Raw genomic sequence first — 26803 nt, forward strand, 5'->3', positions numbered from 1 at the left:
TGACCGCGTTCTGTCAGGAGAATATGGTCCATTGTGGGAGCGGGCTTGCTCGCGAAAGGGCCCGAAAGAACGCCGCACCTCCCCCGCCCTACAAATTTCCAACAATTGCCCCGGTCATTTCCCGCACTTTGCGCAAAATGCCGTTAGTCGCCACCCCCTGCGATGGATTAAAGTAACGCCCCCAGCCCCGGCGTTATCCGAACGCCTGTGGCCACCCTTTCCAGGAACAGTCATCGATGGAACATCGTGAAGCGCTGCTGGCGCTGCGAACCTTTCTTTCAACGCAGATTCTCGGCCAGGAAAAACTCATCGAGCGCTTGCTCATCGCCCTGCTCGCCGACGGCCACATGCTGGTCGAGGGCGCTCCGGGTCTGGCCAAGACCAAAGCGATCAAAGAGCTCGCCGAGGGCATCGAAGCCCAGTTCCATCGCATTCAGTTCACCCCGGACCTGCTGCCCGCCGACATCACCGGCACCGAGATCTATCGCCCGGAAACCGGCAGCTTCGTGTTCCAGCAAGGCCCGATCTTCCACAACCTGGTGCTGGCGGACGAAATCAACCGCGCCCCGGCGAAGGTCCAGTCGGCCTTGCTCGAAGCCATGGCCGAGCGTCAGGTCAGTGTCGGGCGCAGTACTTATGAGCTGTCGCCGCTGTTTCTGGTGATGGCCACGCAGAACCCGATCGAGCAGGAAGGTACCTATCCGCTGCCTGAAGCGCAGCTCGACCGCTTCCTGATGCACGTGAAAATCGGTTTCCCGGACGCCGCTGTCGAACGCCGGATCCTGCAACAGGCCCGGGGCGAAGCCCTGAACGGCGAAACCAAACCCGAACGCCGGGTCAGCCAGCAAGCGATCTTCGCCGCACGCAAGGAAATCCTCGGTCTGTACATGGCGGACGCCGTGGAGGAATACCTCGTGCAACTGGTCATGGCCACGCGCAATCCGGCCAAGTTCGATCCGGAAATGGCCGAGTGGATCGCCTACGGCGCCAGCCCACGCGGCTCCATCGCCCTCGACCGCTGCGCCCGCGCCCACGCCTGGCTGGCCGGTCGCGACTTCGTCAGCCCGGAAGACATCCAGGCTGTGCTGTTCGATGTATTGCGTCACCGCATCATTCTGTCGTTCGAGGCCGAAGCCGCCGGCATCGACCAGGATCGGGTGGTGCAACGGATTCTCGACGTCGTAGCCGTCGCTTGACCCCGATGAACGCCTCTCTGCCGTCCGAACCGGGTATTCGCGTCAGCCTCGCCGAGCTGATCGAGATGCGTCACCGCGTGCGCGAAGTGCAGCTGTTTTCCACGCCAAGCCAGCGCAGCCCGCTGATCGGCCTGCACCACTCGAAATTCCGTGGTCGTGGCGTCGACTTCGATCAGGTGCGGGTCTATCAGGCCGGCGACGACGTGCGCACCATCGACTGGCGCGTGACCGCACGGACTCAGGAGCCGCACACCAAGCTGTTCCATGAAGAACGCGAGCGGCCGATTTTCATCATGGTCGAGCAAAGCACGCGGCTGTTCTTCGGCTCCGGGCTGATGTTCAAATCAGTGCTCGCGGCACAGGCAGCGGCGCTGATCGGCTGGGCCGCGCTGGGCCACAACGACCGGGTCGGCGGACTGGTGTTCGGCGACAACGAGCATTACGAGATCAAACCGCGCCGCAGCAAGCAAAGCCTGCTGCAACTGCTCAATCGGCTGGTGAAGGTCAATCAGTCGCTGCACAGCGAGCGGGAACCGGATCGCGATGCGTTTGGCGTCGCCTTGCGCCGGGCCCGGGAAGTGCTACGCCCCGGCAGCCTGGTGATCGTGATCTGTGACGAACGCGCGCTGACCGACAGCGCCGAGCAACAATTGAGCCTGCTGTCGCGTCATTGCGACCTGCTGATGCTGCCGCTGTCCGATCCACTGGATCACGCCCTGCCCGCTGCCGGGTTGCTGCGATTCGCCGAGCGCGGCGCGCAACTGGAACTCGACACCCTCAACTTTGACCTGCGCCAGACGTATCGCGCCCAGGCCGAGGCGCGCATCGCCCGCTGGGAACTGCTCGCGCAGAAACTGCGAGTGTTGCTGATGCCGTTGAGCACCCAGAGCGAAATGGTCGAGCAGATGCGCGAGTTCCTCAATCCGCAGCGTCCGGGGAAAGTTCGATGAACGGCCTCGAACAACTGCAACCGCTGATTTCCCCGCCACCGATTGCCTTCTGGCCGCCGGCGCCGGGCTGGTGGCTCCTGCTTCTATTGCTGCCTCTGATCGGTGTCGTGCTCTGGCGTCTGCGTCGCTTCATTCCAATCAAGAAGAAACCCATCGTGCGCGCCGAAATACCGCTCGATCCGGTGCGCATCGCCGCGCTTGCCGAACTGGCGCAAATGGTCAAACCCTACGACGGAGCGCCGGCCGGCGCCTGGCTGCAACAACTCAACGGCCTGCTCAAACGCCTGTGCCGCAATCATTATCCGTACAGCCAGAGCCACACGCTCAATGGGCGCAAGTGGCTGGCGTTTCTCGACAACCGCTGCCCCGCTGCCGGCCTGACCCGCTGGATGGTGCTGGTCGAAGGCGCCTACAAACCCGAATGCAAACTCGACGACAAGGCCATCGCCGGCCTGACCCAAGCCGTCGACACCTGGATCCGCAAGCATGTTTGAGTTCGCCTGGCCGTGGATCTTTTTGCTGTTGCCGCTGCCGTGGCTGATGCGCCTCGTGCTGCCAGTCGCCGACAGCGGTGAGCCGGCGTTGAAAGTGAGCTTCCTCACCGACCTCGAAGGTCTCGCCCGCCGCCGGGCCCGCGCCAATCTGCCGGCGTGGCGACAGCAGGCACCGTTCATGCTGTTGTGGTTGTTGCTCCTGATCGCCGCCGCCCGCCCGCAATGGCTGGGCGAACCGTTGCCGATTGCCGCCAGCGGCCGCGACCTGCTGGTGGCGGTGGACGTGTCCGGCTCGATGGACTTCCCCGACATGCAATGGAACGACGAAGACGTCAGTCGCTTGTCGCTGGTCCAGCATTTGCTCGGTGATTTTCTGGAAAGCCGCGATGGCGACCGGGTCGGTCTGATCCTGTTCGGCAGCCAGGCTTATCTACAAGCGCCGCTGACGTTTGACCGACGCACCGTGCGCGTGTGGCTCGACGAAGCGCGGATCGGCATCGCCGGCAAGAACACCGCCATTGGCGACGCCATCGGTCTGGCGCTTAAACGTCTGCGCATGCGCCCGGCACAGAGCCGTGTGTTGATTCTGGTCACCGACGGTGCCAACAACGGCGGTGAAATCGACCCGCTGACCGCCGCAAAACTGGCCGCCAATGAAGGCGTGAAAATCTATCCGATCGGCATCGGTGCCGACCCCGAAGAAAGCGGCGCCACGGCACTGCTCGGCGGCAATCCGACCCTCGACCTCGACGAACCGGCGCTCAGGGCAATCGCCGACGCTACTGGCGGCCGTTATTTCCGCGCCCGCGACGGCAAGGAACTGCAAGCGATCAAAGACACCCTCGACCGCCTGGAACCGGTGGCCCAGCAACCGACCCAGGCGCGTCCGGCTCAGGCGTTGTATCAATGGCCACTGGCGCTGGCGCTGCTGTTGAGCATGTTGCTGGTTACCCGCGAATTGTGGCCGGACAACCCGCTGCAACGGCTGTTCACCAAGGAGCTGTATCTGCAAAGCCCCCTGCCTGACTGGCGCGAGCGCCTCAAGCGTTTGCGTCTGCGGAGGCGCCGATGATCGCCCTCTGGCCGCACTGGTTCCGTCCGTGGTGGTTGCTGCTGTTGCCGCTGCTCGGCTGGCTGATCTGGCAACTCTGGCACCGACAAAAGCGCGCCGGGCGCTGGCAGATGATTCTGCCGCCGGCGTTCCATGCCGCGTTGCTCAGTGGCGGCAGCGGTCGCGACAGCAAGTTGCCGTGGGTCGCACTGGGCGGCGCGTGGCTACTGACGATCCTGGCGCTGCTCGGGCCGAGCTGGGAGCGGGTCGAACAGATCAGCCAGAAACCGGCCGACCCGCTGGTGGTCGTGCTGGAGCTGACCCCGGAGATGCTCGCCACCGACTCGCCGCCGACGCGCCTGGAACAGGCCCGACGCAAGTTGTTCGATCTGTTGAACGCGCGCAGCGATGCACAGACCGCCATCGTGGTTTATGCGGGCAGCGCTCATACGTTGGTGCCGCTGTCGGATGACCTGGCGACCAGTCGCAATCTGCTCGATGCCCTCAAGCCATCGCTGATGCCGGAAAGCGGCCATCGCGCCGATCTCGCCGTGAGCAAGGCACTGGCCTTGCTGGAACAAGGGGCGCTGGGTCAGGGGCGCATCCTGCTGATCGGCTCTTCGCTGTCCGATGAGGAACGACAAGGCATTCGCCATGCATTGAGCGGGCAATCGGCGCAACTGCTGATGCTCGGCATCGGCACCGCCGAGGGCGCGCCGATTGCTCAGGAGGACGGCAGTTTCCTCAAGGACGCCCAGGGTGCGATCCGCGTGCCGCAACTCGACAGTCCCGGTCTCGGCGCCTTCCTTGGCTCGGTGGGTGGCGAGTACCACAGCGCGCGGCTGGATGAATCGGATCTGCGCAGCCTCGGCCTGCTCGATGGCCCGCGCAGTCTGCGCAATGACGGCCAGACCCTGCGCCTCGATACCTGGGCCGATCAGGGTTATTGGCTGCTGCTGCCTCTGTTGCTGCTCGCCGCGTGCGCCGGCCGCCGGGGTTGGCTGTTCTGCCTGCCGCTGCTGTTTTGCCTGCCGCAGCCGAGCTACGCTTTTGATTTCGAGGACTTGTGGTTGCGCCCCGATCAGCAGGGTCTGCATCTGCTCAAGCAGAAGCGTCCGGCCGAGGCGGCGAAACACTTCGAAGATCATCAGTGGCAAGGGCTGGCGTTGTACGAGGCCGGCGACTACAGTGGCGCCGCCCAGCGCTTCGCCGAAGGCAGCGATGCCCGCGCCCACTACAATCGTGGCAACGCACTGGCGAAAAGCGGTGAGCTGGAAGCGGCGATCGATGCCTATGAACAGGCCCTGGAGTTGCAACCGGATTTACGCCCGGCGCTGACCAACAAGGCGCTGGTGGAAAACCTGCTCAAGCAGAAAAACACTCCGCCGCCGACCGAGCCCGAAAAGCAACCGACGCAGCAGAACGTGCCGGGCGACGAACCACCGCCCGCCACCGCACCGCCACCGGCGGTCAAGAATGATGCGCCAAGTGAGGCCCAGCCAGCGGAGTCGGCCAGCGAACCACCGCCTACCACCCCGCCGCAACCGGGCCCCAACGAAGTGCCGAACGCTGCGCCGGACGACGAGCAGAATACAGGCCCGATCATGCGCCCCGGCGATGACAATCTCGAAGGCGAGCAACGTCAGGCATTGGAGCAATGGTTGGGTAAGATCCCGGACGATCCGGGCGAACTGCTGCGACGCAAATTCTGGTACGAACAGCAACAACATCAGGATCAGGAAAACACTCGATGACCCGTTTCACCGCTCTCTTGCTGCCCCTGCTGATCTGCACGGCCACCGCCCAGGCGGCCGGGCTGACGGCCAGTGTGGATCGCAGTCGCCTGAACTCCGGCGAGACGGTGGAACTCACCCTCGAATCCAACGACGTCACCCAGTTCGGCAAACCGGACCTGACCCCACTGGAGCCGCTGTTCGAAGTGCGCGGCACACGGCAGGTCAACCAGTTGAACACGCTCAACAACGAGAACCGCGCCACCACCCGCTGGATCATTACGCTGCTGCCGAAACAGAACGGCAGCGTCGAAATTCCGCCCTTGAAACTGGGCGAAACCCAGAGCCAGCCGATCACCGTGCAGGTGGTTGAAAGCGACGTTCAGGAAGAAAAGAACGCCCTCGACCCGGTGTTCATCGAGTCCAGCCTCGACCAGACCAGCGTCTACGTGCAGGCCCAGGCTGTCCTGACCCTGCGCATCTACCATTCGGTGTCGCTGTACGACGACAGCAGCGTGACCCCGCTGCAGATCGCCGACGCGCGCATCGAGCAACTGGGCGACACCCGCACCTACGAAAAAGACATCAACGGTGTGCGCCATGGCGTGATCGAGATGCGCTATGCAATCTTTCCGCAACACAGCGGCCTGCTGACCATCACCCCGCAGACGTTCAGCGCCACATTGGTCGACACTCAGCCGGCAAAAGATCCCACCGCCCAAGGGCCGAAAACCGGCAAGTTGCTGCGGGTCACGTCCACGGAAATCCCGCTGACCGTCAAACCCAAACCGATCACCTATCCGGCCGATGCGCCGTGGCTGCCGGCCCGCAGCTTGAGCCTGAGCGAGAGCTGGAACCCGGAGCCGGATCACACGCAGGTCGGCGACTCCCTGACTCGGAGCCTGACCCTCAAGGTCGAAGGCCTCGCCAGTTCACAATTGCCCGCCCTGCCCGCCACCGAAGCCAATGGCTTGCGCCGCTACCCGGACCAGCCGGTGCTCACCAACCAGAGCAGCGACCGTGGCCTGATCGGCAGCCGTGAAGAACGCGAAGCGTTGGTGCCGAGCCGCAGCGGCTCGATCGAACTGCCGACCGTAGACGTGGTGTGGTGGAATACCTTCGAAGATCATCTGGAACACACCAGCCTGCCGGCCCGCACCCTGCAAGTGGTGAACAACCCGAGCTTGCAAGTCGACACCCCGGCCGGCAGCGCGCAATCCTTCAACACCGCCGACAGCGAAGCGCTGTGGTGGTGGAAACTCAGCACGCTGATCCTGGCCTGCACCACCCTGCTCGGCTTCGGCCTGTGGTGGCGCGCCCGCTGGCAACCGGCGATCCTGCGCGCCGCGCAAACCGGCCCGAGCCCGCGCACCCTGCTCGACGACATCAAACGCGCCAGCCAGGCCAACGACCCCCACGCCACCCGCCAGGCCCTCGACGCCTGGGCCCGTCAGCAGCCGGAGACTCTCGCAGATATGGCGGCGCGCTTTGTGCCGTTGTCGGATGCGCTTGATGGGCTGAACGGCGCGCTGTACAGCGAGACCGGGCAGCATTGGCAGGGTGAGGATCTTTGGCGGGCGATTCGCACGATTCCGACGGCGGAGCGGGTGCAGGATCCAGTTGGGGATAGTGGGTTGCCGCCGCTTTATCCGAAGTAGGATCGCGATAAGTATCGCTTAGGGCGGCATTTGAAAAGACTGATAAAAAAGGGCTTCAAATGCTGACCTCGCCTCATCGCAGGTCAGGAGCCCAGACCACTTCAGAAATAACCTCCAGTTCGTTCCAGAGAACTGAAAGACCGAGGCCTTTCACGTAGGTCCCATAATCAAAGAAAGGCTTGACCTCAATATCTTCAACTGCAAACCAGGTGGCATCACATTCGGGGCACAGGAACAGTTCTGTGCCAGTAGCCTTGATCCTGATATGCGCGATGTAATCCTGCTCACACCTTGGGCAAGCTATTCTCGCCTTCGAATTTGAAAACAAAATGAAGCTCCTGCGGTTATGTTTCCCGAAACCCGTATGCCTCAAGAAACTCTTTATCACTCGATTCAACGGCAAGCACTGCTTCCCCGTACCGCTCAAGATCATCGCTCAGCCAGGCCTCTCCAGGTCGTAGCAGATGAAACTTCACCGTCGCATCGAATTTGTCAGCTGAAATGGCTCCCTGCAGAACACCCGGCAGACTGGATTCATTCCACGTTTCAAACACTGAAGACAAGTACGAGAGCGCGCATGCCAAAAACTCGGTGTTTACGTAATCATCGATATGGATGGAATTAACGAAACACTCATACCCCGTTCTATCCGGGAAGTTCTTCAGGCTTGCATTCCTCTGGAAACTATCCAGATTCGCCAGAAAAACACAGCCATCCCGCTGTACGAAACCGGACCGTGCAATATCCACCAACTCACCGGCCAGAGAAGCACGTCCCGTTCGACGGAGCATTTTCTCCATTTCGCTATTATATTTCACACATCCCCCTCAACATCACTAAACGGCGTCAAGCACCCTACTCAGGGCTGAAGCAGCCCTTAAGAGTTCGGCGTCGGCACTCAAGCAAAAAGGGGGGGAAATTTATTTAATCAAATAAATTTGTCCCCTTTTCATTGAATTTTGCGCCACCGCCATAAGCTGGGGAAGCCGGCCAGATGATTCTCAGATTTATTAAATCAAATAAATCTGTCATTTTTTCGCAACGTTCAGCTCTTTACGCTACCGCCTGCCACCACGACAAAGTCTTCGCATCAAGCATAGTTAAATTTAGTTTTAACTTGATCACCCTCACGATAAGACATAACGAAAGACGACCATGATTCGCCACGTCGCACTGCGTTAGCTTTTAGTTCTTTCACCAAAAAATACACATCCGAAATATCAAAATCTATTTCCGCATCCGTCACACAGACGCCATTCCTTTCTACTTCCAGCTCAGTCTCCATATAGCCTTCACCCAATTCCACCTCGTAGCGGAATGCATCGTAGCCATGAACGATACCGCCTTCGACCATCTGAAAAATCTTTTTGACGATTTCAAAATCTTCTGCAATCACTCTGACGCCACCGGTATTCTGTTAGGTTCATTATCGAAAACCACGGACTTGGTTTTCCCGTTAATGGTGTAAACAACCTGTTTTGAATCAGGCCGAGTTGACTCTGGGCTCTCACGTTTATAAAACAAATAAATCTGTCCCCGTTTTTTTCAAGACACTTCAAATACCGAACGAACATATTCAGTGAGACCGACCAAATCCTCGTACGCGGCCGGACCCAGTGCAGGTTCATGGATCGACAAATAGACGGCAGCAGGCAGATTTGATTTTGAAGCACAATCACTTACTTCCCAGAGTCTGGTGGGAGCTATCATCCAGTTAGTTCCAGGCAAACCTTCGCGTGCATTACCAACAAGCGACCACGACATTCTTCCCTTGTAGTCCTCCACTGCACTCCGCAACTTTTCAATATCACTTTCCCTGATATCTTTGAATCTGAAAACAATGAATGGAAGAAAAGCAGAATGGTCCTCTCTCTGCATCTTACTGCCCACCATCACGTCCGGATAACGCTGCCGATACTTACGCCACTCCAAATCGCCGATATCAGCAATAACATTCAAAAGGTGACCTTCATCATTCTCAATCTTCATAATTCAAAGACCTTTTAAATTATCTGAAATCTTAACACCCTCAGGTTTTATCCCCTTGATGTGCTGTTCCCAATCACCTTTTGAAATCGGACTTGCAGTCAGACGCGGGTCGTATACATAGCGGATTTATTTTCTGAAAATAAATCCGCCACCATTTTGCGCCCTTAAACTTTATATCAAGCAAGTTCCCAATCATGTATTGACACATGCCTAATCAGCTGCCTTGGAGCTTTTACCAAAGACGATCTATAATCTGTAGCAAAACTAATCCCACAAACATAATCATTGTCCGCCAATATTAAAAACTCATCATCAGCATCATTAAAGTCAATCTCAAAACCATCCTCTAACGCTCTTAAATCATCACCAATTTTGACGCCATTAAATGTACCGACGTAACCATAACCCACAACGATCTGATATAAAACCTGACTTTTACCAAACGCAAGAAACACCACATCATTCAAATACGTCAGCGTAACGATGACCTCATCACTTCTACCTATTTTCTTCCGGACGCCTACCCACCCTTTATTCAGGGGAAGCACTTCTCGCACATCATCGCCAGGCTCAATCCATCGCACAAATCCGATAGCGGCTATAATTTCGTTATAACTTTCACCCAAGTAAAAACCAGCAGCGCTCACACCGGGCTCCAGGTCAGCTTTCAAATTCAACTTTAACATTGTACTAACTCCCCTCCACCACGGCTGCCATGTGATATTTATGTATTTCAAACAACTACTATACTTATCAAGCACCAACCCAAAAAACCTACTACACCATCAACCCAGACTCATATTTATCAACAACATTTTTAACAACCTCAGCAACCCACGACCTTTCCAAAATAACTTCAGATACCATTATTGCATCAACCCCAAACACTGCATCACCCTCATAGCTAATACAACTTAGATCCGCAGCCAGCACTCTAATTTTTGAGCCACAAGCAACAGCAAAAACAAAACATTCAAACCCCTCTAAATTATATGTTCCTGCATTAAATCTATAATCCTCAACGAATCCATCTTGAACCTCCCCCCCCAGCTTCTCAGGTAACATTTTTTCCAGCATAAGGATGAAAGCTTTTTTTGAGTCCATATTAAAAATACTTAAATCCTCTACCGGATTTGTTAGCGCATTCTCCGTCTGCAAACAGTGAATATCGCCTCCTAAAGTTGCAACCTGTGCCGTCCCAGGAAAAAAATTGGAATTTATAATGTAGTGAAATATACCATTCTGACAACTACCTCCAACGTTCCAGAGCGTTACGCAGTCCATTAAAATTGCAAATTTTATTGGTTCGCCAAAAATCATATTTTTACCTCCACTTTCCTTTCAGCCCAAATGCTTTTTTTACCGCTGTTGGAATGTTGGCTTTATTCAGCGGATCAAACGGGGACAGACTTATTAAATCAAATAAATCCGTCCCCGTTTTTTCTGCCCCCCGTTTTTTTCTGAATAAATCTGCCCCCGTTTTTCTTGATCATTTTTTTCCTTTGTTCTGCTTTTTCCTTCTATTCAACTATGGGCGTGGTTAACCCTTGCAAATATTTGAAAGGTGCGACCCCCCATATCAAACCCCATATCAACAATTAACAGCCTTACTTCTTCAAACTCCTCGCTACTCAGAGACACATCATATTCAGAAACATAATCACAAAGAATCTCCAACGCCAAACTTTCTTCATTATATTTTACATAATCCAAGGCACCTTCAAGAAGAAAACCCTCCAGCCGTCCTTTCAACTTGGTGCCAAAACTCAGTATACGTTCCGAGTACATAATTTATCTTTTAATTTGTTTATACGGAGGGATAGGTGCATTGTCCGGAAATGCAGTAACGACGTTACCATTTTCTGGCTGCAAGACAACTCGCATGCAGAAAAAGGGGACGGATTCATTCAATCAAATAAATCCACCCCCTTTTTCTTAAGCTTCATCGACCACCATTTCAGAATACATTGTTATAGTCATACATATACTCCTCATACTCATCAATGCTCCAAACATGGCCATCCAAACGGTCAACCATAACAACCCCACCGGCTTTTTCCTCCATCGACCCAATAACTGCCAAACTAAAAGACCAAAACAAGGGAGGTTTTTTCGCTTGATCCTCTATACCTACAACCCCACTCGCCCCAACGTATTTCTTTGCTATTTCCAATGCCGCCTTATTGGAAACAACACTAGTTCGATACTCAACCGGCACGCTGAAGCACAAAATTTCACGCTGCCGCAAATCGGAAACCACCGAAACCAGCTTCACTCTATTGACATTCAAACGCAAAAAACCCGAATACTTTTTACCATCTTCACAAGCAAAGCTTTTATCAAACAGACGAACACCCTTAAGTTGTGACGCTTCAACGTCATCACACAAATATAAATCACATTCTCTTTTCATAAAATTCATTCACCATGGATGGATAATTACACCACCGTTCAGAATCTCTTCCAATGCGCTTGCAGGAACTGAATATGTCGATCCAACTCCGAGTAGCCACGGATCACGAATTCCAGCAACTCCATTTTCAACCAAGTCTTCGACAATTTTATGGAACCCAAAAAACAAAAAAGACAGATTTATTTTATTAAATAAATCTGCTCCTTCCATCCAAAGCAAAAATAATAGACACCCACTCCAACCCACGTTCTAAAAGATCATAATCATATGAATCAATTGATCTTCAGAATCTTCCAGACTACCTCCCCCTCCACCACCGAAAATTATTCTATCGGCACGAGCGTAAAACCATTCTTCAGCCTCATCATAAATCAGCTCAAAACAAGTAGCTGCACAATCAACTCGCGAACCAAGCCCCCTACCCTCCACTTTCCCCTGATAAGAGTAAGTTAGTCTTTTGTCTCCCAGCGAGCCGAAATAATCGAACATCCATACGGAGACACTGGAAACCCTACCATTCAAAAAACCGACCACAAGCGCCCTAGTCTCGGATAACACTTTCTCTGAACCTGGAAACTGCAAATTCCAGCCCGTAAGATTCAAATCAAAAATATCAAACCGAAAAAATGTCTTACCTGAACTTTCTGTAACATCCAAAACCAACAATGGAGTATCAGAAAACTTATACACCCTCGCTTTCGGATCTACGCAACACTCGAGGAGCATGGATTCAAACTCCTCACGCGTTGCCCCCAACTCAATACCAGCCAGTTCTACACCTGGGACGATGGGGGAAAACCAGTTCACTTTAATCATTTCAAGACCCATATGTCGTTCTTATAAACCAACCTTTGACCAGATGAATTATAAAACGCTGTCTTTTTTTCAAGATCCGCCTGATAAACCCCCTCAGAGTTGAGTTTATATTTAACCTTATAGGTAGCAGGGTCAATAACCTTAACCTTGCTCCCATCCACAAAAGTAAACTTATAGTACTGACCACTATGTATCGACTCAGAACTAACAGGACTAAACTGTACTTCCTTTATTAACGGATGCCCCTCAACGATAAATATTTGAGCATTTCCCGAGCTATTGGAACTTGGAGGCTTAGGTGTTATTTTAGCGCCATCCATCCTATACGCCTTAGCGAGATCATCCAGTGACGCACCCCACACTTGATCCAAGGTTCGTGGAATACCTTCTTCAATTGCAAGCTTGAGCCTGAGTTCCTCTCTCGCAATCGATGATGTTGCCGGAATTCCATCGTCGACTTCAATCAGTTTCCCCGAGTCGATCGGACTTTCCGGAGTAATCGGATTGTCCACTTTCGGCGGCGTGGTGCCAGTTTTCGGAGGCTCTACGTCCGGCTTCGGTAGGACATCTGGCTTCGGTGGCACCACCGGCTTCTGCGGATCCAACACCGGCACATCCGTATCCGGCAGCTTCTCCGAAAACTTCGTGATCTGCGTCTTGAGATTGTCGATCTTGACCGTCGATCCCACTTCTTTGATTGTCTTGACCGAGACGTCGATGCCCATACGCGACAGTTGCAGCGACGCATTCGCGGAGCTGGTACCGCCACCGGCCATGAGCTGGACGATGAGCGCTACGGCCTGACCCATTTGCCGGCCAACGTTCTCCGCGTTCTCGTCGCCGCCCACGGTCGCAGCTTCAAGGATTTGTGAAAGCTGCGACTTGAACGCATCAGCGACGCTTTTTCCGAGAATCTTCACCGCCTCATCGGAGGCAAGGAACTCGTTCATGGCATGGAAGCTTTCCACCGGATCACGCAGGAGATTCACTGCACTGTCCAGCGCGCCCAGTCCCGCGCCTGCCATGCCGTCCGTGAAGCCCTTCATTACTCCTGAAGCTGTCAGCAGATCCTGACGAGCCGAGATGTACCCCCACTTTGCGATGATCGCCAGCTTCTTGGCCAGATTGGGCTCTGCATCAATTTCCTTCATGGCCTGGACGTACTGCTGTGTCGCAAGCCAGTTGTTATCGACGTTCGCGTTGGCCGCGTTGTTTGCGGTCGCCGCGCCGTTCGGATTGCTCATGGCCGCAATCCCGGTCACGAGGCTGGTGATGATGTTACGTTTGGCTTCGCGTTCTATCGCGGTTTCATTCGGGTCGGAGTCCGCAAACAGGCCGGCCAGCACGCTGGCGGCGGAGCCACCCAGCGCACCCGCCGAGCAACTTTGATTGCTGGCAGCAGCACCTGCGCAGCCAAGAATCGCATGTAGGGCAGCGTGTTCCGGACTGCCCTCTTTCAGGCCTTTTTTCACCAGGTCGCCGATATATGACGAGCCTTGCTGCTGAACGTAGTTGACGACCATGTTTTGCGCGAATTGCGCGCTGCTGCCCGTCACGCCACCACTGATGCCGGCAACCAGAGCGGTTGCGATTTGTCGGTACGTCCCGCCTGCGCCCCAGTTGTCGCCAACCTCTTTTATCTGCTGTTGGAGTTGCAAATAGTTTTCGTGGTGTGCCAGCCGATCCTTTTCAGACAGGTTCGGATTTCTCGCAGCCGCGTACTCAAGATCAGCCTGTTTCTTCTTGTCATCAATTTCACGCGCGCGGCTCTCGATGAACTGCGAAACGTTCTGCACGAATTTGCCGACAATCTCGAAATCAACTCCAATTTCCTTGGCATCGAAAATCGGCTTGAGTTTATTGCTGCCGTCACGTTCGCTGGAGACATCCGTGTTGATGGCCGCAATAGCTTGTTCAGCCGTTTGCCCCGTCAGTTCCTGTTGCTTGGTGCTGTTGGTGATAGTGACGGCTGCGCCACTGATGCCACTGTGAGTGGTACTACTGGAGTTACCACTGGCGAACAGGACGACCGGCGTAGTTGCGCTGACGCCATTCTTGCTCGCGACGACAGGCCCGCCTCTGTTGGCCGTCGCGCTGGCATTGCCATTGGCGTCACGCCCCATATCGCCGCCATATCCACCGCTGAGGTTAATGCTGCTGGCATCGTACTCAGCCTTGTTCTTGACGTCCGACGTGGTCAGCGTGCCGGTGCTTAATGTGTTTTTGCCGTCCGCCACCGCTTTGTCGGTACTGGCAATGATCGCCCCGACGAGGTCAGTGTTGCCCTTGACCTCAACCTGGAAACCACCATTGCCAGCCTTGATGCCCGACTGCTCGGAGACGCTGGCGTATTCACTGTGCATGTGCTGCTGGGAGATGCCGCCGCTTACGCTGCTGTTTCCGACACAGAACGGAGGCACGCAGACACTCAGGCCGACGTTGGCGCTTGACTGCTTGGAGGTGTAGGTACTGGTGTCTTGCAGGCTCTCGATATTGAGATCGCCGCCCACGTTGACCTTGACCGTTTCACCGCTGGCGGTAGCACCCTTGATGTTGGTGTCGCCACCACTTTTCAGGTTCAGCGTGCCGCCGGATTTGACCGAGGTGTTGGTGTGCGTGACGTCGTCACCGTCGCTGCTGCCACGGCCCTTGTTGGCGGCCAGTTCAAAGGTAATACCGTTTTGCTCGCCGAATCCGAAACCGATCCCGGCGCTCCAGCCACTGTTGCTGTTGGTGCTTTCCTGATGAGCAGTGTTCTGTGCGGACAAAAGATTGATCGCGCCATCGGCGTTCAGCGAAACATCGCCACCGCCTTCAATGCGGCTACCGACCACATTGATGTTGCTGTCGGCACCGGCGCCCTTGGCGACGATGTTGATGTTGCCACCCGCAATCACGCCGCTGCCGACGACATTGCTGCCGCTCTGGCTGCTGTTCATCTTGCTTTGGCTATTGCTGAGGTTGACGCTGACCTTCACTCCGACCCGAGGGTCTTCTTTCAGAGCCTTGGCCGCGTCCACCGCCTGGTCGGCACTCATGGCCGCATTCACGGCAGCTAGTGCAAGCATCCGCCCGTCAGTGGTTTTCCCGGCGGCCTCGCCCATCTGCTGGATGCCACGCAGTGCATCCACCAGCGGAATGCTCACTGTGCCACCGACGGCGGTGCGATTGGTGCTGGCGGTTTTGGTGGAACTCAGCGTGTCATAGCCTTCACCGATATCCACGTGCTTGGCCGTGATCCCGATGTCACCCACCGGCGCGACCAGTTGACTGGCCGTCTGGGTGTAATGATCCCCGGCCGTCAGCAGGATGTTGCCGCCAAGCGATGCGATCTGACTGCCCGACTGGCGAGTCGTGGTGCTCTGATCTGAGGCCGGTGTCGGGGCGCGGCTGGCCGGCAACGTGGCGGCCAGCGGTGGTGATATCCAGATCGATGCCAACGGCCAACTGACCCTGGCGCAGACCTCTGCCGCGAACAATCTGAACATCACGGCGGCCAGCCTCGACGCTCAAGGACCGTTCTATGCCGGCGTGAACGTCAATGTGCAGACCCAGGGCAACCTGACCAACCGCCAGACTCTCGCCGCGTACGAACTTTCAACCAACAGAAATCCTCTCCCACCCGCACAAGCCCTCCTGTCCCAATAATCTGTAAACTCTCCCCTCTTTCGCCGCCCTCTCATCTACGCGGCCATCACCTCTTTATATTGCGGAGTCAGCCTTGCGTCTGTTTCACACCTCCGACTGGCACCTTGGGCAAAACCTGCACGGCCAGGAGCGCGATTTCGAGCACGCCTGTTTTCTCGAGTGGCTGCTGCGCCAATTGAAGCTGGCGCAGCCGGACGTGCTGCTGATCGCCGGCGACATCTTCGACACGGTGAACCCGCCGGTCAAAGCCCAGGAACGCCTTTACGACTTCATCGTCAGCGCCCACGAGCAGCAGCCGTTGCTGACCATCGTGATGATCGCCGGCAACCACGATTCCGGCTCACGAATCGAACTGCCCGCGCCGCTGATGCGGCGTTTGCGCACCCATGCGCTGGGTCGGGTGCTGTGGCTGGACGACGGGCAACTCGATGCGGAACGTCTGCTGCTGCCGCTGCCGGATGCCACTGGCGAAATCGCCGCGTGGTGCCTGGCACTGCCGTTCTTGCGGCCTGCCGAGGTGACTGGCGCGCATTTGGGTGACAACTATCTGCGTGGCATCGGCCAGGTGCATGAATGGCTGATCGAAGCGGCCAACGCCAAGCGCCAGCCGGGCCAGGCACTGGTTGCCATCAGCCACGCGCACATGGCCGGCGGTTCGGTGTCGGAAGACTCCGAACGCAGCCTGATCATCGGCAACGCCGAAGCCCTGCCCGCCAGCCTGTTCGGGCCGAGCATCAGCTATGTCGCCCTCGGCCATTTGCACAAGCCACAGAAGGTCAACGGTGAAGAGCGGATTCGCTACAGCGGCTCGCCGATTCCGTTGTCGTTCTCGGAAATCAGCTATCAGCACCAGATTCTCGACGTCGTTCTGGACGGCGAAACCCTGGTCAGCGTCGAACCGATACTGATCCCTCGCTCCGTCAACCTGCAACGCCTCGGCCCTGCGCCGCTGGCGGAAATCCTGCTGCAACTGGCGGACCTGCCGAACATCGACCTGCTGGCCGAAACCCAACGTCAGCCGTGGCTGGAAGTGCGCGTGACCCTCGACGAGCCGCAACCGGATCTGCGCCATCAGGTCGAAAGCGCCTTGCAAGGTAAAGCCGTGCGTCTGGTGCGGATCGCGGCGGAGTACGCGGGCATCCGTGGTGCTGACGGCGCCGAGGACGGCAGCGCACTGATCGAACTGGACCAACTCACGCCGCAGGAATTGTTCAGCCGCGCCTGGCTCGACAATTACGGCAACGAGGTCGACGAGCAAACCCTCAAGGACTTCGCCGAACTGCTGCAAGACGTACAAATGGAGGGCGAGCAGCCATGAAGATTCTCGCCATTCGTTTGAAGAACCTCGCCTCCCTGGCCGGCCCGTTCGAGATCGATTTCACCGCCGAACCGCTGGCCAGCGCCGGCCTGTTCGCCATCACCGGGCCGACCGGCGCCGGTAAAAGTACCTTGCTCGATGCCTTGTGCCTGGCGCTGTTCGGTGCCGTGCCGCGCCTCAACAACACCGGACGTGACGCCAAGGTGCCCGACGCTGACGGCGAAATCGCCACCGGTGATCCGCGCACTCTGCTGCGACGCGGCACGGGTGAAGGGTTTGCCGAGGTGGATTTTGTCGGCGTCGATGGCCGCCGCTATCGCGCGCGCTGGGAAGCCAACCGCGCCCGGGAAAAGGCTGGCGGCAAGTTGCAGGCCAGCCGTCAGAGCCTGCGCGACATCGATCAGGATCAACTGCTCGCCAGCCAGAAAGGCGAGTACAAGACTCAGCTCGAAGCCGCGCTGGGCCTGAACTTCGAACAGTTCACCCGCGCCGTGCTGCTGGCCCAGAGCGAGTTCAGTGCGTTCCTCAAGGCCGATGACAACGATCGCAGCGAGCTGCTGGAAAAACTCACCGACACCGCGCTCTACACCCGCCTCGGCCGGCGCGCGTTCGACAAGACCAAAGAGGCCCGCGAAGCGCACAAGCAGTTGCAGGATCAGGCCACCGGCGTGACCCCGCTGCCACCCGAGGCCCGCGCCGAACTCGACGAACGTTTCAACACCGCCCAACAGCAACTGAAATTGCAGCAGGCCCAGCTCAAACAGCTTGAGCAGCAGCACACCTGGCTCAAAGACCTGCACCTGTTGCAGGACGCGCAACAGGCAGCGGCCGAGCAACTGCGGAGCGCCGAACACGAGCGCGAAACGCTGGCAGGCGAACGCCTGAGATTAACGCGCCTGGAGCAACTCGCACCGCAACGGCACCAGTTCGCCCGCAAGGCTGAAATCGATGCACAGCTGACGCCACTGGCGGCGCAAATCAGCGCGCACACCCAGCAACAAGGCGAGCTGACTGGACGCCAGGCTCAACTTGAACAAGACCTCAGTGCGGCGCAAATCGCCGTTACCGAAGCGCAGAAGCAACAGAGCGAAAGCGCACCGCTGTTGCGTCAGGCCTTCGATGAGCAAAGCACCCTCGCCCGCCTCGCCAAGGATGTCGCGTCCGGCGCCGAAGCCAAGCAAAACGCCGAAGAGACCTGCACTCAGGGCCAGAGCACAATCCAGTCCCTGCTCGACCAACAGAAAATGGTCGCCGAACGCTTGCAACGCATCGCCGCCGATCTTGAGCAAAGCACTCATCTGGCACCGTTGAGTGAAGCCTGGAATGCCTACCGCGACCGCTTGCAGCAACTGATGCTGATCGGCAACCGGTTGAACAAGGGCGAAAGCGAGCTGGCGAATCTCGAACAGAACGCCGCACGCGCCACCGAAGAACTGGCCTCACAAAAGCAACAACTGGAAGTGTTGTTCAAAGAGGCCGGCGCCGAGCCGGATGCCGTCGCCGAGCAGATCGGCATCCTCGGCACGCTGTTGCAGGACAATCGCAAGCAACTGCGCGCCGTCGAAGAGCTGACTCGACTGTGGGCCAGTCAGCAGGAGTTGGACAAACGCAATGCCGAGCTGCAACAGCGCCAGCTCGATGCACAACAGGAACGCGAGCGCCTGACCCAGGACGGGGTGAAAACCAAGTCCGAACTGACCGTTGCCGAACAAACCCTCAACGTCACCCGTGAACTGCTCGAGCGTCAGCGCCTGGCCCGAAGTGCCAGTGTCGAAGAGCTGCGTGCGCAATTGCAGGACGACCAGCCGTGCCCGGTCTGCGGCAGCAATGAACATCCGTATCACCAGCCGGAAGCCCTGCTGCAAAGCCTCGGTCGTCACGATGAAAGCGAACAGGCCAGCGCGCAACAAGCGGTCGATCAACTGAAGGAAAAACTCACCGAGCTGCGTACCAGTGTCGGTGGCGTGATTGCCCAACAGAAAGAGTTGCTGCAGCAGCAGGAACAACTCGCTGCTCAACAGCAAGCGCTGACGCCGAGCATCGAGGCGCACCCGCTGGCAGCGCAGTTGTTGAATCAGGACAGTGACAAGCGAGCTGCGTGGCTGACGCGCCAGAACGATCAACTGAACCAGAGCATCACCCAGGACGAACAGCGCCAGACCGCCCTGCTCACGCTGCAACAGGATGCGGCGCGGCTGACCCAGCAATTGCGTCAGGCCGAAACCGCGCACCAGCAAGCGGCGCAGCATTTGAGCAATCAGCAGCGCGAGCTGAACGCTGACCGCCAACGTCTCGACGAAGAGCTCGCAGCCTTCGCCACGCTGCTGCCCTCCGAGACGCACGAAGCCCTGCGAGCCGAACCGGCCGCGACATTCATGCAGCTCGACCGGCAGATTGCCGAGCGTCTGGCGCAGGTCGATCAGCAAAAGGAAGAGCTGGCCGAACAGCAACAACGCCAGCAGACGCTTGAGAAAGAACAGGATCGCCAGCAAAGCCGTGTGCAGCAACTGCAAACCGCTGAACAGCAGTTAAACGCACTGACCGCTCAGCAACAGACCAGCCAAGAGAAACTGGCGCAATTGCTGGGCGATCACAACTGCGCCGAACACTGGCAACAGCAGCTTGAACTCGCGGTGGAGCAGGCACGCAACGCCGAATCCACCACGACTCAGGCACTGCAGGGCGTACGCACGCAACTCGTGCAAATCGCCGCTGAACTCAAAGCGCAGCAAGAGCGTTTGCAGGCGCTGGAAACCGAAGACCGCGATCTGGCCGGCAAGATTGCCGACTGGCGCGACCGTCACCCGGAACTGGATGACGGAGGCCTAGAGGATCTGTTGCGGGTCGATGACGCCCAGGTTGGCGAGTTGCGCGAGCGTTTGCAGCGCAACGAAAAAGCCCTGGAACACGCCAAGGTGCTGTTGCAGGAGCGTGATCGCCAGTTGCTCGAGCATCAGGCGCAGCACAACGGTAACCTCGAAGCCGAACAACTCACCACTGCCCTCGCCGACGTACAGAACCAGTGCAGCGCCAGCGAACAGCTCTGCGCCGAGCTGCGTGCCGAGCAAGTCGAAGATCAGCGCCGACAGAACGCCAATTCCGCGCTGGCGCAGCAGATCGCCGACGCCTATGCCGAGTATCAGCGCTGGGCGCGACTCAATGCCTTGATCGGCTCGGCCACCGGCGACACCTTCCGCAAGATCGCCCAGGCCTACAACCTCGACCTGCTGGTGCATCACGCCAACGTGCAGTTGCGCCAACTGGTCAAACGCTACCGCCTCAAACGGGGCGGCAGCATGCTCGGCCTGCTGGTGATGGACACGGAAATGGGCGACGAATTGCGCTCGGTGCATTCGCTGTCCGGTGGCGAAACCTTTTTGGTGTCGCTGGCCCTTGCATTGGGCCTGGCTTCGATGGCGTCGAGCACGCTGAAGATCGAATCGCTGTTTATCGACGAAGGTTTCGGCAGCCTCGATCCGGAATCCCTGCAACTGGCGATGGACGCCCTCGACGGTTTGCAGGCTCAGGGGCGAAAGGTCGCGGTGATTTCCCACGTGCAGGAAATGCACGAGCGAATTCCGGTGCAGATTCAGGTTCAGCGCCAGGGCAATGGTTTGAGCACATTGGAGGTGAAATGAACACGCTGTATTCGTTCCGACGCTGCCCGTATGCCATGCGGGCGCGGATGGCCCTGCGTTATTCGGGCGTGCCGGTGGAGATCGTCGAAGTCAGCCTCAAGGCCAAACCGGCCGAGATGCTGGCGATCTCGCCCAAAGGCACAGTGCCGGTGCTGGATGCTGGTGGTCAGGTGATCGATGAGAGCCTGGAAATCATGCGCTGGGCGCTGGCGCAGAACGATCCGCAGGATTGGTTACTGGCTGGCGATTCAAGGATTGCCGAGTTGATCGAAGCCAACGATCAAGTATTCAAGGTGCACCTGAATCGCTACAAGTACGCCGAGCGTTACCCGGAACAGCCGATGGAGGTTTATCGCGCCGAAGGTGCGCTGTTCCTGCAAAAGCTGGATGAGTTGCTCAAAGGTCGCGACTACTTGTTGACCGATCATCCTTGCCTGGCCGATATCGCGCTGCTGCCCTTCGTTCGCCAGTTTGCCCACGTTGATCGCGACTGGTTTGCTCACACACCTTACGTGCGATTGCAGGTTTGGTTGCAGCGATTTCTTGAGTCGGATCTGTTCACCGCCATCATGAAAAAGTAAGCGCTTACGCCAACACTTCGCACATCCCAATCGCCGAGCAATCCACTTCGAACGGCCCGAGAAAGCTCACTTGGGTTTTCACCGGTGGATTACCGGCCAGCAGCCCCAGCGCATTGGCCCGCTCGATGTTGTGCGCGATGGTGTGGTTGGCTTCTATGGCCCGGGCCAGTCCGCCGACCGAGCCCTGCCCGAATCCCAGCAGAGACGCGCCGTTGGTCATGAAGGCCAGACCGGCGATGATCCATAATCTGTAGCCTTTCATACTCCGCCGACTCCCGCGAGTTCAACTGAATCCACCGACGCGTTTTGCGAGCGAAGTTCGAACTGGATGCCGGGATGCGCGACCTGGACCGGTGCATCGAAGCTGTGTTGCGATTGGGACGAGAGGCTGACGAACAGCACCATGACCAGGTACAGACCGATGGCCAGGTAGGCGCCGCGTTTGGCGGAAATGATGATTGAACTGGCCATGATGTGAGCTCCGTGGACATGTTTCGAGGTCCACAGAATCAATCAAAAAAGCCGGGGTAACCACTCAGCGTTTGGCATAGTAACCATCAGCTCCGTTGATTATTTAGCCGGTCTATCTCGCCGTTCGAAAATGCCTATCACCTGACAATACACATGCAAAAACTGCCCAAGGCTGCGATCTTTTGATTTTGCTTTTGATAAACAAGATCAAAGGATCGCAGCCTTGGGCAGTTCCAGGGCGTGACGGAAATTTCAGTGTTGAGCTTTGTGATCCAGGGCGGCGTAGAAGTTGGCGCTCTGTTGCAGGTATTTCTGGGTGTAGCTCTGGGTGTGGGATTTTTTGCTGCTGATTTCAACGTTGGCGCTGGCTGGCAACGCAACGGTGGCGGAGATGGCGGAAGCGGCGATGATCGAGAAGAGATTGAAGTTCATGGCGGTAACCCTCGTGTTCGGTTGGCTTGCTTGCCCGGTTGGGCCGTGAAGCAAACTTAACGCTCGAGGGTCGATCGCTTGAAATGCTTTGCAACATTACCTGTTATCAGCAGGATTAATACAAAGCTTCAGGCCCCGTAGATCGGGGCCTGCGGCTTATTGACGCAGCAGAAACTTGAGGTCGCTCGGGGCGTCCATCGGCAGTTTTTGCACGGTTTTGCCGAGCAGACCGGTCTTTCCGTCACGCTCGACCACGACAATCTGATTGCTCTTCTGGTTGGCGATCAGCAGGAATTTGCCGCTTGGATCGAGGCTGAACTCACGCGGGTGATCGCCTTCAACCGAACGCCGTTGCAGTTCCTTGAGCTGACCGGTGGCCGGATCAATGGCAAACACCAGCAACTGATTGGCGGTGCCACGGTTGCTGACGTAGAGGAATTTGCCATCGGCGGACGCATGCAGCGCCGCAGCGGCTTTGTCCGAAGTCGGCTGGCCGGCCGCCAGGTCGACCATTTGCGTCTGGGTCAGCACGCCGTCCTTGTAGTCAAACACGGCAACCTGGGCGCTCATTTCCATGGTCAGCCAGGCATGCTTGCCGTCAGCGCTGAACAGCAGATGACGCGGGCCGCTGCCTGCTGGCAACTGCACCGAAGCAGTTTTCGCCGGGGTCAGCGGCAGGTCCGGGTTGGCTTTCGGGTCGAATTGGTAGATGAAGACCTTGTCCGCACCCAGGTCATTGGAAAACACGTAACGACCGTCCGGCGAGGACACCGTCGAGTGCACGTGGTTCGAGGCCTGACGCTCAGGGTTGACCCGGCTCGCCGGGTGAGCGCTCATCTGCACCACCGGTTTGAGTTTGCCGTCGCTGCCCACCGGCAATACCGCGAGGGTGCCACCCGGATCTTCGACTACCGAATAGTTGCTGACGAACAAGTGGCTGGCATCGCCGCTGAGGCTCGAATGGGTAGGCTCGTTGCCCAGGCTCTGGACCTGATTGATCAGGGTCAGCGCGTGGCTCTTCGGATCGATGGAATAACTGCTCACGCGACCGACCGGGTCTTTCTGGCCAGGGCCATTTTCATTGACCACGAACACTCGGTGCTGGTCCTTGGACAAGGTCAGCCACGACGGGTTTTCGCTCTTGATCACTTGCAGCGGCCTGGCGTCGATCTGGCCGGTGGCGCTGTCGAAGTTCATCCGGTAGATGCCCTGGCTGGTGCCGGCGGTGTAGGAGCCGACCAGCAACTGGAAGCTTTCGGCCGAGGCACTGGACAGACCCATCGCACCGACGCTGCCGGCCATCAGCAACGGCCAGAATTTACGCATATTCATTCGGTTTCATCCTCGTCGTCGGCGCTGCTGAGTACATCACCGAGGCAGACCAGACGGTGTTCGCCGACGGTTTTGGTGTCGCTGGCAAAACCGACGATCAACCAGCTCTGCAGGTCCTGGTCAAACGTCGCCGCTTCAACCTGAGCTGGCGTGAACTCCCAATGCCTGGCCGTTCGGCCATCGATGCACTCGATGTGCAGATTGTCGTCTTCATCGAGGGCGAATTCGAAGGCGTGCAGGCCGTCGATTTCGACCATACCGCAGTGTTCGAGGGCGTTGAGAAGGGTGTCGGTTACGGCAGTCATGGCAATCATGTCTTTCAGGGGGAAAGTGGCAATGATAGCTCAATGTGACCGCCGGGCCTTAGGGGAGCTTGCCCACGCAAGGCCCGGCGGTATGGCTTAGAGCGCCTCTCGCGAGGGCTTGCCATCCACCAGTCGCTGAATGCGCAACGGGTTGGCGTTTTTCAGCGGTTCCGGCAACAGGTTGTCGGGGTAGTTCTGGAAGCACACCGGGCGCAGGAAACGATCGATCGCCAGGGTGCCCACCGAGGTGCCGCGAGCATCGGACGTCGCCGGATACGGTCCGCCGTGGACCATCGAATCACACACCTCGACACCGGTCGGATAGCCGTTGAGCAGGATCCGCCCGACCTTCTGTTCCAGCAATGGAGTCAGCTCCGGGAACCGTTCGAAATCCGCCTGCTCGCCGATAATCGTCGCGGTAAGTTGCCCATGCAGACCTTGCAGTGCCGCGCTCAGCTGCGCCTCGTCCGCCACTTCAACGATCACCGTGGTCGGGCCGAAGACTTCTTCCTGTAGCACTTCAGCGCCCTCGATCAACAGACTGACATCAGCCTTGAACAACTGCGGCTGCGCCTGATTTCCCTGCTGCGGATTGCCGGCCAGATGCTCGATGCCGGCGTGCGCCAACAGCTTTTCCAGACCCTTGCCGTAGCTACCGAGAGTCCCGGCATTGAGCATGGTTTGCGCCGGCTGGTCGCCGATCAGCGCGGCGACTTGCTCAACGAACGCCGTGAACTGCGGTGAGCGAATACCGATCACCAATCCCGGGTTGGTACAGAATTGACCACAGCCCTGCACCACCGATGCAGTGAGCTCACGTGCGACGGTTTCCGAGCGAACGGCCAAGGCCTGCGGCAGGACAATCACCGGGTTGATGCTCGACATTTCGGCAAACACCGGGATCGGCTGAGGCCGCGCGGCGGCCATGTCATACAGCGCGCGTCCGCCTCGCAGCGAACCGGTGAAGCCGACGGCTTGAATGGCGGGATGCTTGACCAGCCATTCCCCCACTCCTCCGCCGTAGATCATGTTGAACACACCTGCCGGCATCGCGGTTTTTTCTGCCGCCCGAATCACCGCGTCGGCAACAAGTTCGGCCGTTGCCATGTGGCCGCTGTGAGCCTTGAACACCACCGGGCAACCGGCGGCCAGCGCTGACGCCGTATCGCCACCAGCGGTGGAGAATGCCAGCGGAAAGTTACTGGCGCCGAACACCGCCACCGGGCCGAGGCCGATGCGGTACTGACGCAAGTCCGGACGCGGCAGCGGCTGTCGATCCGGCAGCGGCAGGTCGATTCGAGCCCCGTAGAAATCACCGCGCCGCAGGACCTTGGCGAACAGCCGCATCTGGCCGCTGGTGCGTCCCCGCTCTCCTTGGATCCGTCCGGCAGGCAGTGCGGTTTCGCGGCAGACCACCGCGACGAAGTCATCACCCAGCGCATCCAGCTCATCCGCTATCGCGTCGAGAAACTGTGCACGTCGCTCGGCGCTCAGGCTGCGATAAGCCGGGTAAGCCGCGGCGGCCGCTTCGGCGGCGGCGTTCACTTCTTCTTCCGTCGCCTGGATGAAATCGTGAGGCAATGACTCGCCCGTCGTGGCGTCGATACTTTGCAGTTTGACGCTGCCCGCCGCACTGCGACGCCCGCCGATGTAGTTGTGACCGAGAATCTGAGTCATGGGATCTCCTTAAAGGGTGCCGATGCTGTCCGGTTGGAAAACGGCTTCAACCGGGGCGATGCCATTGATCAGCGGCGCGCCGAATTCGGCCTGGCTGATTTCGAACACATCGCCGGGCTGGGTGCGAATGCCGTCAGCAAATGACAGGGTCGCGGTGCCGAAAAAGTGAATGTGCACGTCGCCGGGACGCAGGAACTGGCTGTATTTGAAGTGGTGGTATTCGAGGTTCGCCAGGCTGTGGCACATGTTGGCCTCGCCGCTGAGGAACTCGTTCTGCCACAGCACTTCACCGTCGCGCAGGATGCGGCTGGTGCCAGCCAGATGCTGTGGCAATTCACCGACGCGCAGTTCCGGGCCGTAGCTGCAACTGCGCAGTTTCGAGTGGGCCAGGTACAGGTAATTCTTGCGCTCCATGACGTGATCGGAGAACTCGTTGCCCACCGCAAAACCGAGGCGATAAGGCTTGCCGTCATGTCCGATGACGTAGAGGCCGGCCATCTCCGGTTCTTCGCCGGCGTCTTCGGCAAATGGCGGTAGCGGGAACGGCTGGCCAGGGCGCACGACGATGCTGCCGTCGCCCTTGTAGAACCATTCCGGCTGCACCCCGGCCTGCCCCGCCGCCGGTTTGCCGCCCTCCACGCCCCACTTGAAGATGCGCATGGTGTCGGTCATCGCCGCTTCGTCGCCGGCCTGCTGATGCATCTTGTCCCGGGCCGACGCGCTGCCGAGGTGCGTAAGGCCAGTGCCGCTGACCAGCAGGTGTGCCGGGTCCGGGTGATCCAGCGGCGGCAGGATGCGCAGGTCTTTGAGCAATTGCGCGTAATCGTGGCTGATGCCCAGGCCCAGGGATTGCACTTGCTGCGCGAGCGTGCTGCCGGCCTCAATCGCGGCCAGGGCCAGATCGCGAACCGTGCGCGCATCCTGCACTTCACGCACCAGACCGTCCTCGACCACCCCGACACGGCGCTCGCCGCTACTCAATTCGAATTGAACCAGATGCATAAATCCTCTCCTCTATACAAATCCTGAGTTCGGCGCCGTCCCTATGTGGGAGCGGGCTTGCTCGCGAAAGCGGTGTGTCATTCAACTGTGAGGGTGGCT

26 protein-coding genes and 1 pseudogene are annotated in these 26803 nt (G+C 57.9%); 10 read left to right on the plus strand and 17 right to left on the minus strand.

Features of this window, described 5'->3' with window-relative positions; genetic code table 11:
• Nucleotides 1-236: 236 nt before the first annotated feature.
• From ACW9HX_RS25610 to ACW9HX_RS25635, 6 genes are read left to right on the plus strand one after another with little or no spacing between them, the layout of a single operon-like run.
• Nucleotides 237-1196 carry an AAA family ATPase gene (locus ACW9HX_RS25610; protein ID WP_007913915.1) on the plus strand — a complete coding sequence of 320 codons (960 nt, stop codon included), beginning with the start codon at nt 237-239 and terminating at the stop codon, nt 1194-1196.
• Nucleotides 1197-1201: 5 nt separating this feature from the next.
• Entirely contained in the window at nt 1202-2146 is a 945-nt protein-coding gene (locus ACW9HX_RS25615) for a DUF58 domain-containing protein (RefSeq protein ID WP_096820033.1), read from the plus strand.
• The gene (locus tag ACW9HX_RS25620) at nt 2143-2640 is read left to right on the plus strand and encodes a DUF4381 domain-containing protein (RefSeq protein WP_457382724.1); all 498 of its coding nucleotides are present in this window, start codon (nt 2143-2145) and stop codon (nt 2638-2640) included. Before ACW9HX_RS25615 ends, ACW9HX_RS25620 begins: the two co-directional genes overlap by 4 nt.
• Nucleotides 2633-3712, plus strand: coding sequence for a vWA domain-containing protein (locus ACW9HX_RS25625; protein WP_457382725.1), 1080 nt, complete (start codon nt 2633-2635; stop codon nt 3710-3712). Before ACW9HX_RS25620 ends, ACW9HX_RS25625 begins: the two co-directional genes overlap by 8 nt.
• Nucleotides 3709-5445: a tetratricopeptide repeat protein gene (locus ACW9HX_RS25630; protein ID WP_457382726.1), complete on the plus strand. Its 1737-nt coding sequence runs from the start codon at nt 3709-3711 to the stop codon at nt 5443-5445. The genes ACW9HX_RS25625 and ACW9HX_RS25630 overlap by 4 nt, the downstream gene beginning before the upstream one ends.
• Entirely contained in the window at nt 5442-7082 is a 1641-nt protein-coding gene (locus ACW9HX_RS25635) for a BatD family protein (protein WP_457382727.1), read from the plus strand. The genes ACW9HX_RS25630 and ACW9HX_RS25635 overlap by 4 nt, the downstream gene beginning before the upstream one ends.
• Before the next feature lie 73 nt (nt 7083-7155).
• On the opposite strand, the gene ACW9HX_RS25640 is transcribed toward ACW9HX_RS25635, so the two are convergent.
• From ACW9HX_RS25640 to ACW9HX_RS25685, 10 genes are all read right to left on the minus strand, one after another.
• Nucleotides 7156-7410 carry a hypothetical protein gene (locus ACW9HX_RS25640; RefSeq protein WP_457382728.1) on the minus strand — a complete coding sequence of 85 codons (255 nt, stop codon included), beginning with the start codon at nt 7408-7410 and terminating at the stop codon, nt 7156-7158.
• Nucleotides 7411-7426: 16 nt separating this feature from the next.
• A complete protein-coding gene (locus tag ACW9HX_RS25645; protein ID WP_457382729.1) occupies nt 7427-7900 on the minus strand; it encodes a hypothetical protein in 474 nt (157 codons plus the stop codon).
• Between the two features lie 272 nt (nt 7901-8172).
• A complete protein-coding gene (locus ACW9HX_RS25650; RefSeq protein ID WP_457382730.1) occupies nt 8173-8478 on the minus strand; it encodes a hypothetical protein in 306 nt (101 codons plus the stop codon).
• Nucleotides 8479-8627: 149 nt separating this feature from the next.
• A complete protein-coding gene (locus tag ACW9HX_RS25655) occupies nt 8628-9071 on the minus strand; it encodes a hypothetical protein (RefSeq protein ID WP_457382731.1) in 444 nt (147 codons plus the stop codon).
• Between the two features lie 176 nt (nt 9072-9247).
• Complete coding sequence (locus ACW9HX_RS25660) at nt 9248-9757, minus strand: hypothetical protein (RefSeq protein ID WP_457382732.1); 510 nt, start codon at nt 9755-9757, stop codon at nt 9248-9250.
• A gap of 91 nt (nt 9758-9848) precedes the next feature.
• Complete coding sequence (locus ACW9HX_RS25665; RefSeq protein WP_457382733.1) at nt 9849-10391, minus strand: immunity 42 family protein; 543 nt, start codon at nt 10389-10391, stop codon at nt 9849-9851.
• A gap of 204 nt (nt 10392-10595) precedes the next feature.
• The gene (locus ACW9HX_RS25670) at nt 10596-10859 is read right to left on the minus strand and encodes a MafI family immunity protein (RefSeq protein WP_457382734.1); all 264 of its coding nucleotides are present in this window, start codon (nt 10857-10859) and stop codon (nt 10596-10598) included.
• Between the two features lie 169 nt (nt 10860-11028).
• Nucleotides 11029-11484, minus strand: coding sequence for a hypothetical protein (locus ACW9HX_RS25675; protein ID WP_457382735.1), 456 nt, complete (start codon nt 11482-11484; stop codon nt 11029-11031).
• Between the two features lie 249 nt (nt 11485-11733).
• A complete protein-coding gene (locus ACW9HX_RS25680; protein ID WP_457382736.1) occupies nt 11734-12312 on the minus strand; it encodes a hypothetical protein in 579 nt (192 codons plus the stop codon).
• Nucleotides 12297-15404 carry a hemagglutinin repeat-containing protein gene (locus tag ACW9HX_RS25685; protein ID WP_457382746.1) on the minus strand — a complete coding sequence of 1036 codons (3108 nt, stop codon included), beginning with the start codon at nt 15402-15404 and terminating at the stop codon, nt 12297-12299. Before ACW9HX_RS25685 ends, ACW9HX_RS25680 begins: the two co-directional genes overlap by 16 nt.
• Before the next feature lie 262 nt (nt 15405-15666).
• On the opposite strand from ACW9HX_RS25685, the pseudogene ACW9HX_RS25690 reads away from it, so the two are divergent.
• The 4 genes and pseudogenes from ACW9HX_RS25690 to ACW9HX_RS25705 form a co-directional block, all read left to right on the plus strand.
• Nucleotides 15667-15888 (plus strand): annotated as a pseudogene (locus tag ACW9HX_RS25690) (hypothetical protein); the annotation flags it as partial.
• A 133-nt stretch (nt 15889-16021) separates the two neighbouring features.
• Nucleotides 16022-17266: an exonuclease SbcCD subunit D C-terminal domain-containing protein gene (locus ACW9HX_RS25695; protein WP_457382737.1), complete on the plus strand. Its 1245-nt coding sequence runs from the start codon at nt 16022-16024 to the stop codon at nt 17264-17266.
• The gene (locus ACW9HX_RS25700) at nt 17263-20904 is read left to right on the plus strand and encodes an AAA family ATPase (protein WP_457382738.1); all 3642 of its coding nucleotides are present in this window, start codon (nt 17263-17265) and stop codon (nt 20902-20904) included. Before ACW9HX_RS25695 ends, ACW9HX_RS25700 begins: the two co-directional genes overlap by 4 nt.
• Nucleotides 20901-21485: a glutathione S-transferase gene (locus ACW9HX_RS25705; protein ID WP_457382739.1), complete on the plus strand. Its 585-nt coding sequence runs from the start codon at nt 20901-20903 to the stop codon at nt 21483-21485. Before ACW9HX_RS25700 ends, ACW9HX_RS25705 begins: the two co-directional genes overlap by 4 nt.
• A 4-nt stretch (nt 21486-21489) precedes the next feature.
• On the opposite strand, the gene ACW9HX_RS25710 is transcribed toward ACW9HX_RS25705, so the two are convergent.
• From ACW9HX_RS25710 to araD1, 7 genes are all read right to left on the minus strand, one after another.
• The gene (locus tag ACW9HX_RS25710) at nt 21490-21747 is read right to left on the minus strand and encodes a hypothetical protein (protein ID WP_457382740.1); all 258 of its coding nucleotides are present in this window, start codon (nt 21745-21747) and stop codon (nt 21490-21492) included.
• Nucleotides 21744-21956, minus strand: coding sequence for a hypothetical protein (locus ACW9HX_RS25715; RefSeq protein ID WP_457382741.1), 213 nt, complete (start codon nt 21954-21956; stop codon nt 21744-21746). Before ACW9HX_RS25715 ends, ACW9HX_RS25710 begins: the two co-directional genes overlap by 4 nt.
• A gap of 252 nt (nt 21957-22208) precedes the next feature.
• Nucleotides 22209-22388, minus strand: coding sequence for a hypothetical protein (locus tag ACW9HX_RS25720; protein ID WP_115078205.1), 180 nt, complete (start codon nt 22386-22388; stop codon nt 22209-22211).
• A 156-nt stretch (nt 22389-22544) separates the two neighbouring features.
• Nucleotides 22545-23720 carry a lactonase family protein gene (locus ACW9HX_RS25725; RefSeq protein ID WP_457382742.1) on the minus strand — a complete coding sequence of 392 codons (1176 nt, stop codon included), beginning with the start codon at nt 23718-23720 and terminating at the stop codon, nt 22545-22547.
• A complete protein-coding gene (locus ACW9HX_RS25730; RefSeq protein ID WP_457382743.1) occupies nt 23717-24025 on the minus strand; it encodes a DUF5629 family protein in 309 nt (102 codons plus the stop codon). Before ACW9HX_RS25730 ends, ACW9HX_RS25725 begins: the two co-directional genes overlap by 4 nt.
• A 96-nt stretch (nt 24026-24121) precedes the next feature.
• Nucleotides 24122-25702: an aldehyde dehydrogenase (NADP(+)) gene (locus ACW9HX_RS25735; protein WP_457382744.1), complete on the minus strand. Its 1581-nt coding sequence runs from the start codon at nt 25700-25702 to the stop codon at nt 24122-24124.
• A 9-nt stretch (nt 25703-25711) separates the two neighbouring features.
• Nucleotides 25712-26704 (minus strand): AraD1 family protein, encoded by a 993-nt coding sequence (gene araD1, locus ACW9HX_RS25740; protein WP_457382745.1) that lies wholly within the window; start codon nt 26702-26704, stop codon nt 25712-25714.
• Between the last annotated feature and the right edge of the window lie 99 nt (nt 26705-26803).

It is taken from the genome of Pseudomonas sp. SDO52101_S400 (assembly GCF_054071635.1).

What these genes read in the sequence shown, in the direction of transcription:
- araD1 (WP_457382745.1), bottom strand. Translation starts at nt 26,704, where the DNA reads ATGCATCTGGTTCAATTCGAATTGAGTAGCGGCGAGCGCCGTGTCGGG.
- ACW9HX_RS25715 (WP_457382741.1), bottom strand. Translation starts at nt 21,956, where the DNA reads ATGGCCAGTTCAATCATCATTTCCGCCAAACGCGGCGCCTACCTGGCC.
- ACW9HX_RS25710 (WP_457382740.1), bottom strand. Translation starts at nt 21,747, where the DNA reads ATGAAAGGCTACAGATTATGGATCATCGCCGGTCTGGCCTTCATGACC.
- ACW9HX_RS25635 (WP_457382727.1), top strand. Translation starts at nt 5,442, where the DNA reads ATGACCCGTTTCACCGCTCTCTTGCTGCCCCTGCTGATCTGCACGGCC.
- ACW9HX_RS25720 (WP_115078205.1), bottom strand. Translation starts at nt 22,388, where the DNA reads ATGAACTTCAATCTCTTCTCGATCATCGCCGCTTCCGCCATCTCCGCC.
- ACW9HX_RS25670 (WP_457382734.1), bottom strand. Translation starts at nt 10,859, where the DNA reads ATGTACTCGGAACGTATACTGAGTTTTGGCACCAAGTTGAAAGGACGG.
- ACW9HX_RS25620 (WP_457382724.1), top strand. Translation starts at nt 2,143, where the DNA reads ATGAACGGCCTCGAACAACTGCAACCGCTGATTTCCCCGCCACCGATT.
- ACW9HX_RS25675 (WP_457382735.1), bottom strand. Translation starts at nt 11,484, where the DNA reads ATGAAAAGAGAATGTGATTTATATTTGTGTGATGACGTTGAAGCGTCA.
- ACW9HX_RS25735 (WP_457382744.1), bottom strand. Translation starts at nt 25,702, where the DNA reads ATGACTCAGATTCTCGGTCACAACTACATCGGCGGGCGTCGCAGTGCG.
- ACW9HX_RS25665 (WP_457382733.1), bottom strand. Translation starts at nt 10,391, where the DNA reads ATGATTTTTGGCGAACCAATAAAATTTGCAATTTTAATGGACTGCGTA.
- ACW9HX_RS25725 (WP_457382742.1), bottom strand. Translation starts at nt 23,720, where the DNA reads ATGAATATGCGTAAATTCTGGCCGTTGCTGATGGCCGGCAGCGTCGGT.
- ACW9HX_RS25630 (WP_457382726.1), top strand. Translation starts at nt 3,709, where the DNA reads ATGATCGCCCTCTGGCCGCACTGGTTCCGTCCGTGGTGGTTGCTGCTG.
- ACW9HX_RS25685 (WP_457382746.1), bottom strand. Translation starts at nt 15,404, where the DNA reads ATGGGCGAGGCCGCCGGGAAAACCACTGACGGGCGGATGCTTGCACTA.
- ACW9HX_RS25680 (WP_457382736.1), bottom strand. Translation starts at nt 12,312, where the DNA reads ATGGGTCTTGAAATGATTAAAGTGAACTGGTTTTCCCCCATCGTCCCA.
- ACW9HX_RS25610 (WP_007913915.1), top strand. Translation starts at nt 237, where the DNA reads ATGGAACATCGTGAAGCGCTGCTGGCGCTGCGAACCTTTCTTTCAACG.
- ACW9HX_RS25730 (WP_457382743.1), bottom strand. Translation starts at nt 24,025, where the DNA reads ATGACTGCCGTAACCGACACCCTTCTCAACGCCCTCGAACACTGCGGT.
- ACW9HX_RS25625 (WP_457382725.1), top strand. Translation starts at nt 2,633, where the DNA reads ATGTTTGAGTTCGCCTGGCCGTGGATCTTTTTGCTGTTGCCGCTGCCG.
- ACW9HX_RS25615 (WP_096820033.1), top strand. Translation starts at nt 1,202, where the DNA reads ATGAACGCCTCTCTGCCGTCCGAACCGGGTATTCGCGTCAGCCTCGCC.
- ACW9HX_RS25660 (WP_457382732.1), bottom strand. Translation starts at nt 9,757, where the DNA reads ATGTTAAAGTTGAATTTGAAAGCTGACCTGGAGCCCGGTGTGAGCGCT.
- ACW9HX_RS25700 (WP_457382738.1), top strand. Translation starts at nt 17,263, where the DNA reads ATGAAGATTCTCGCCATTCGTTTGAAGAACCTCGCCTCCCTGGCCGGC.
- ACW9HX_RS25705 (WP_457382739.1), top strand. Translation starts at nt 20,901, where the DNA reads ATGAACACGCTGTATTCGTTCCGACGCTGCCCGTATGCCATGCGGGCG.
- ACW9HX_RS25655 (WP_457382731.1), bottom strand. Translation starts at nt 9,071, where the DNA reads ATGAAGATTGAGAATGATGAAGGTCACCTTTTGAATGTTATTGCTGAT.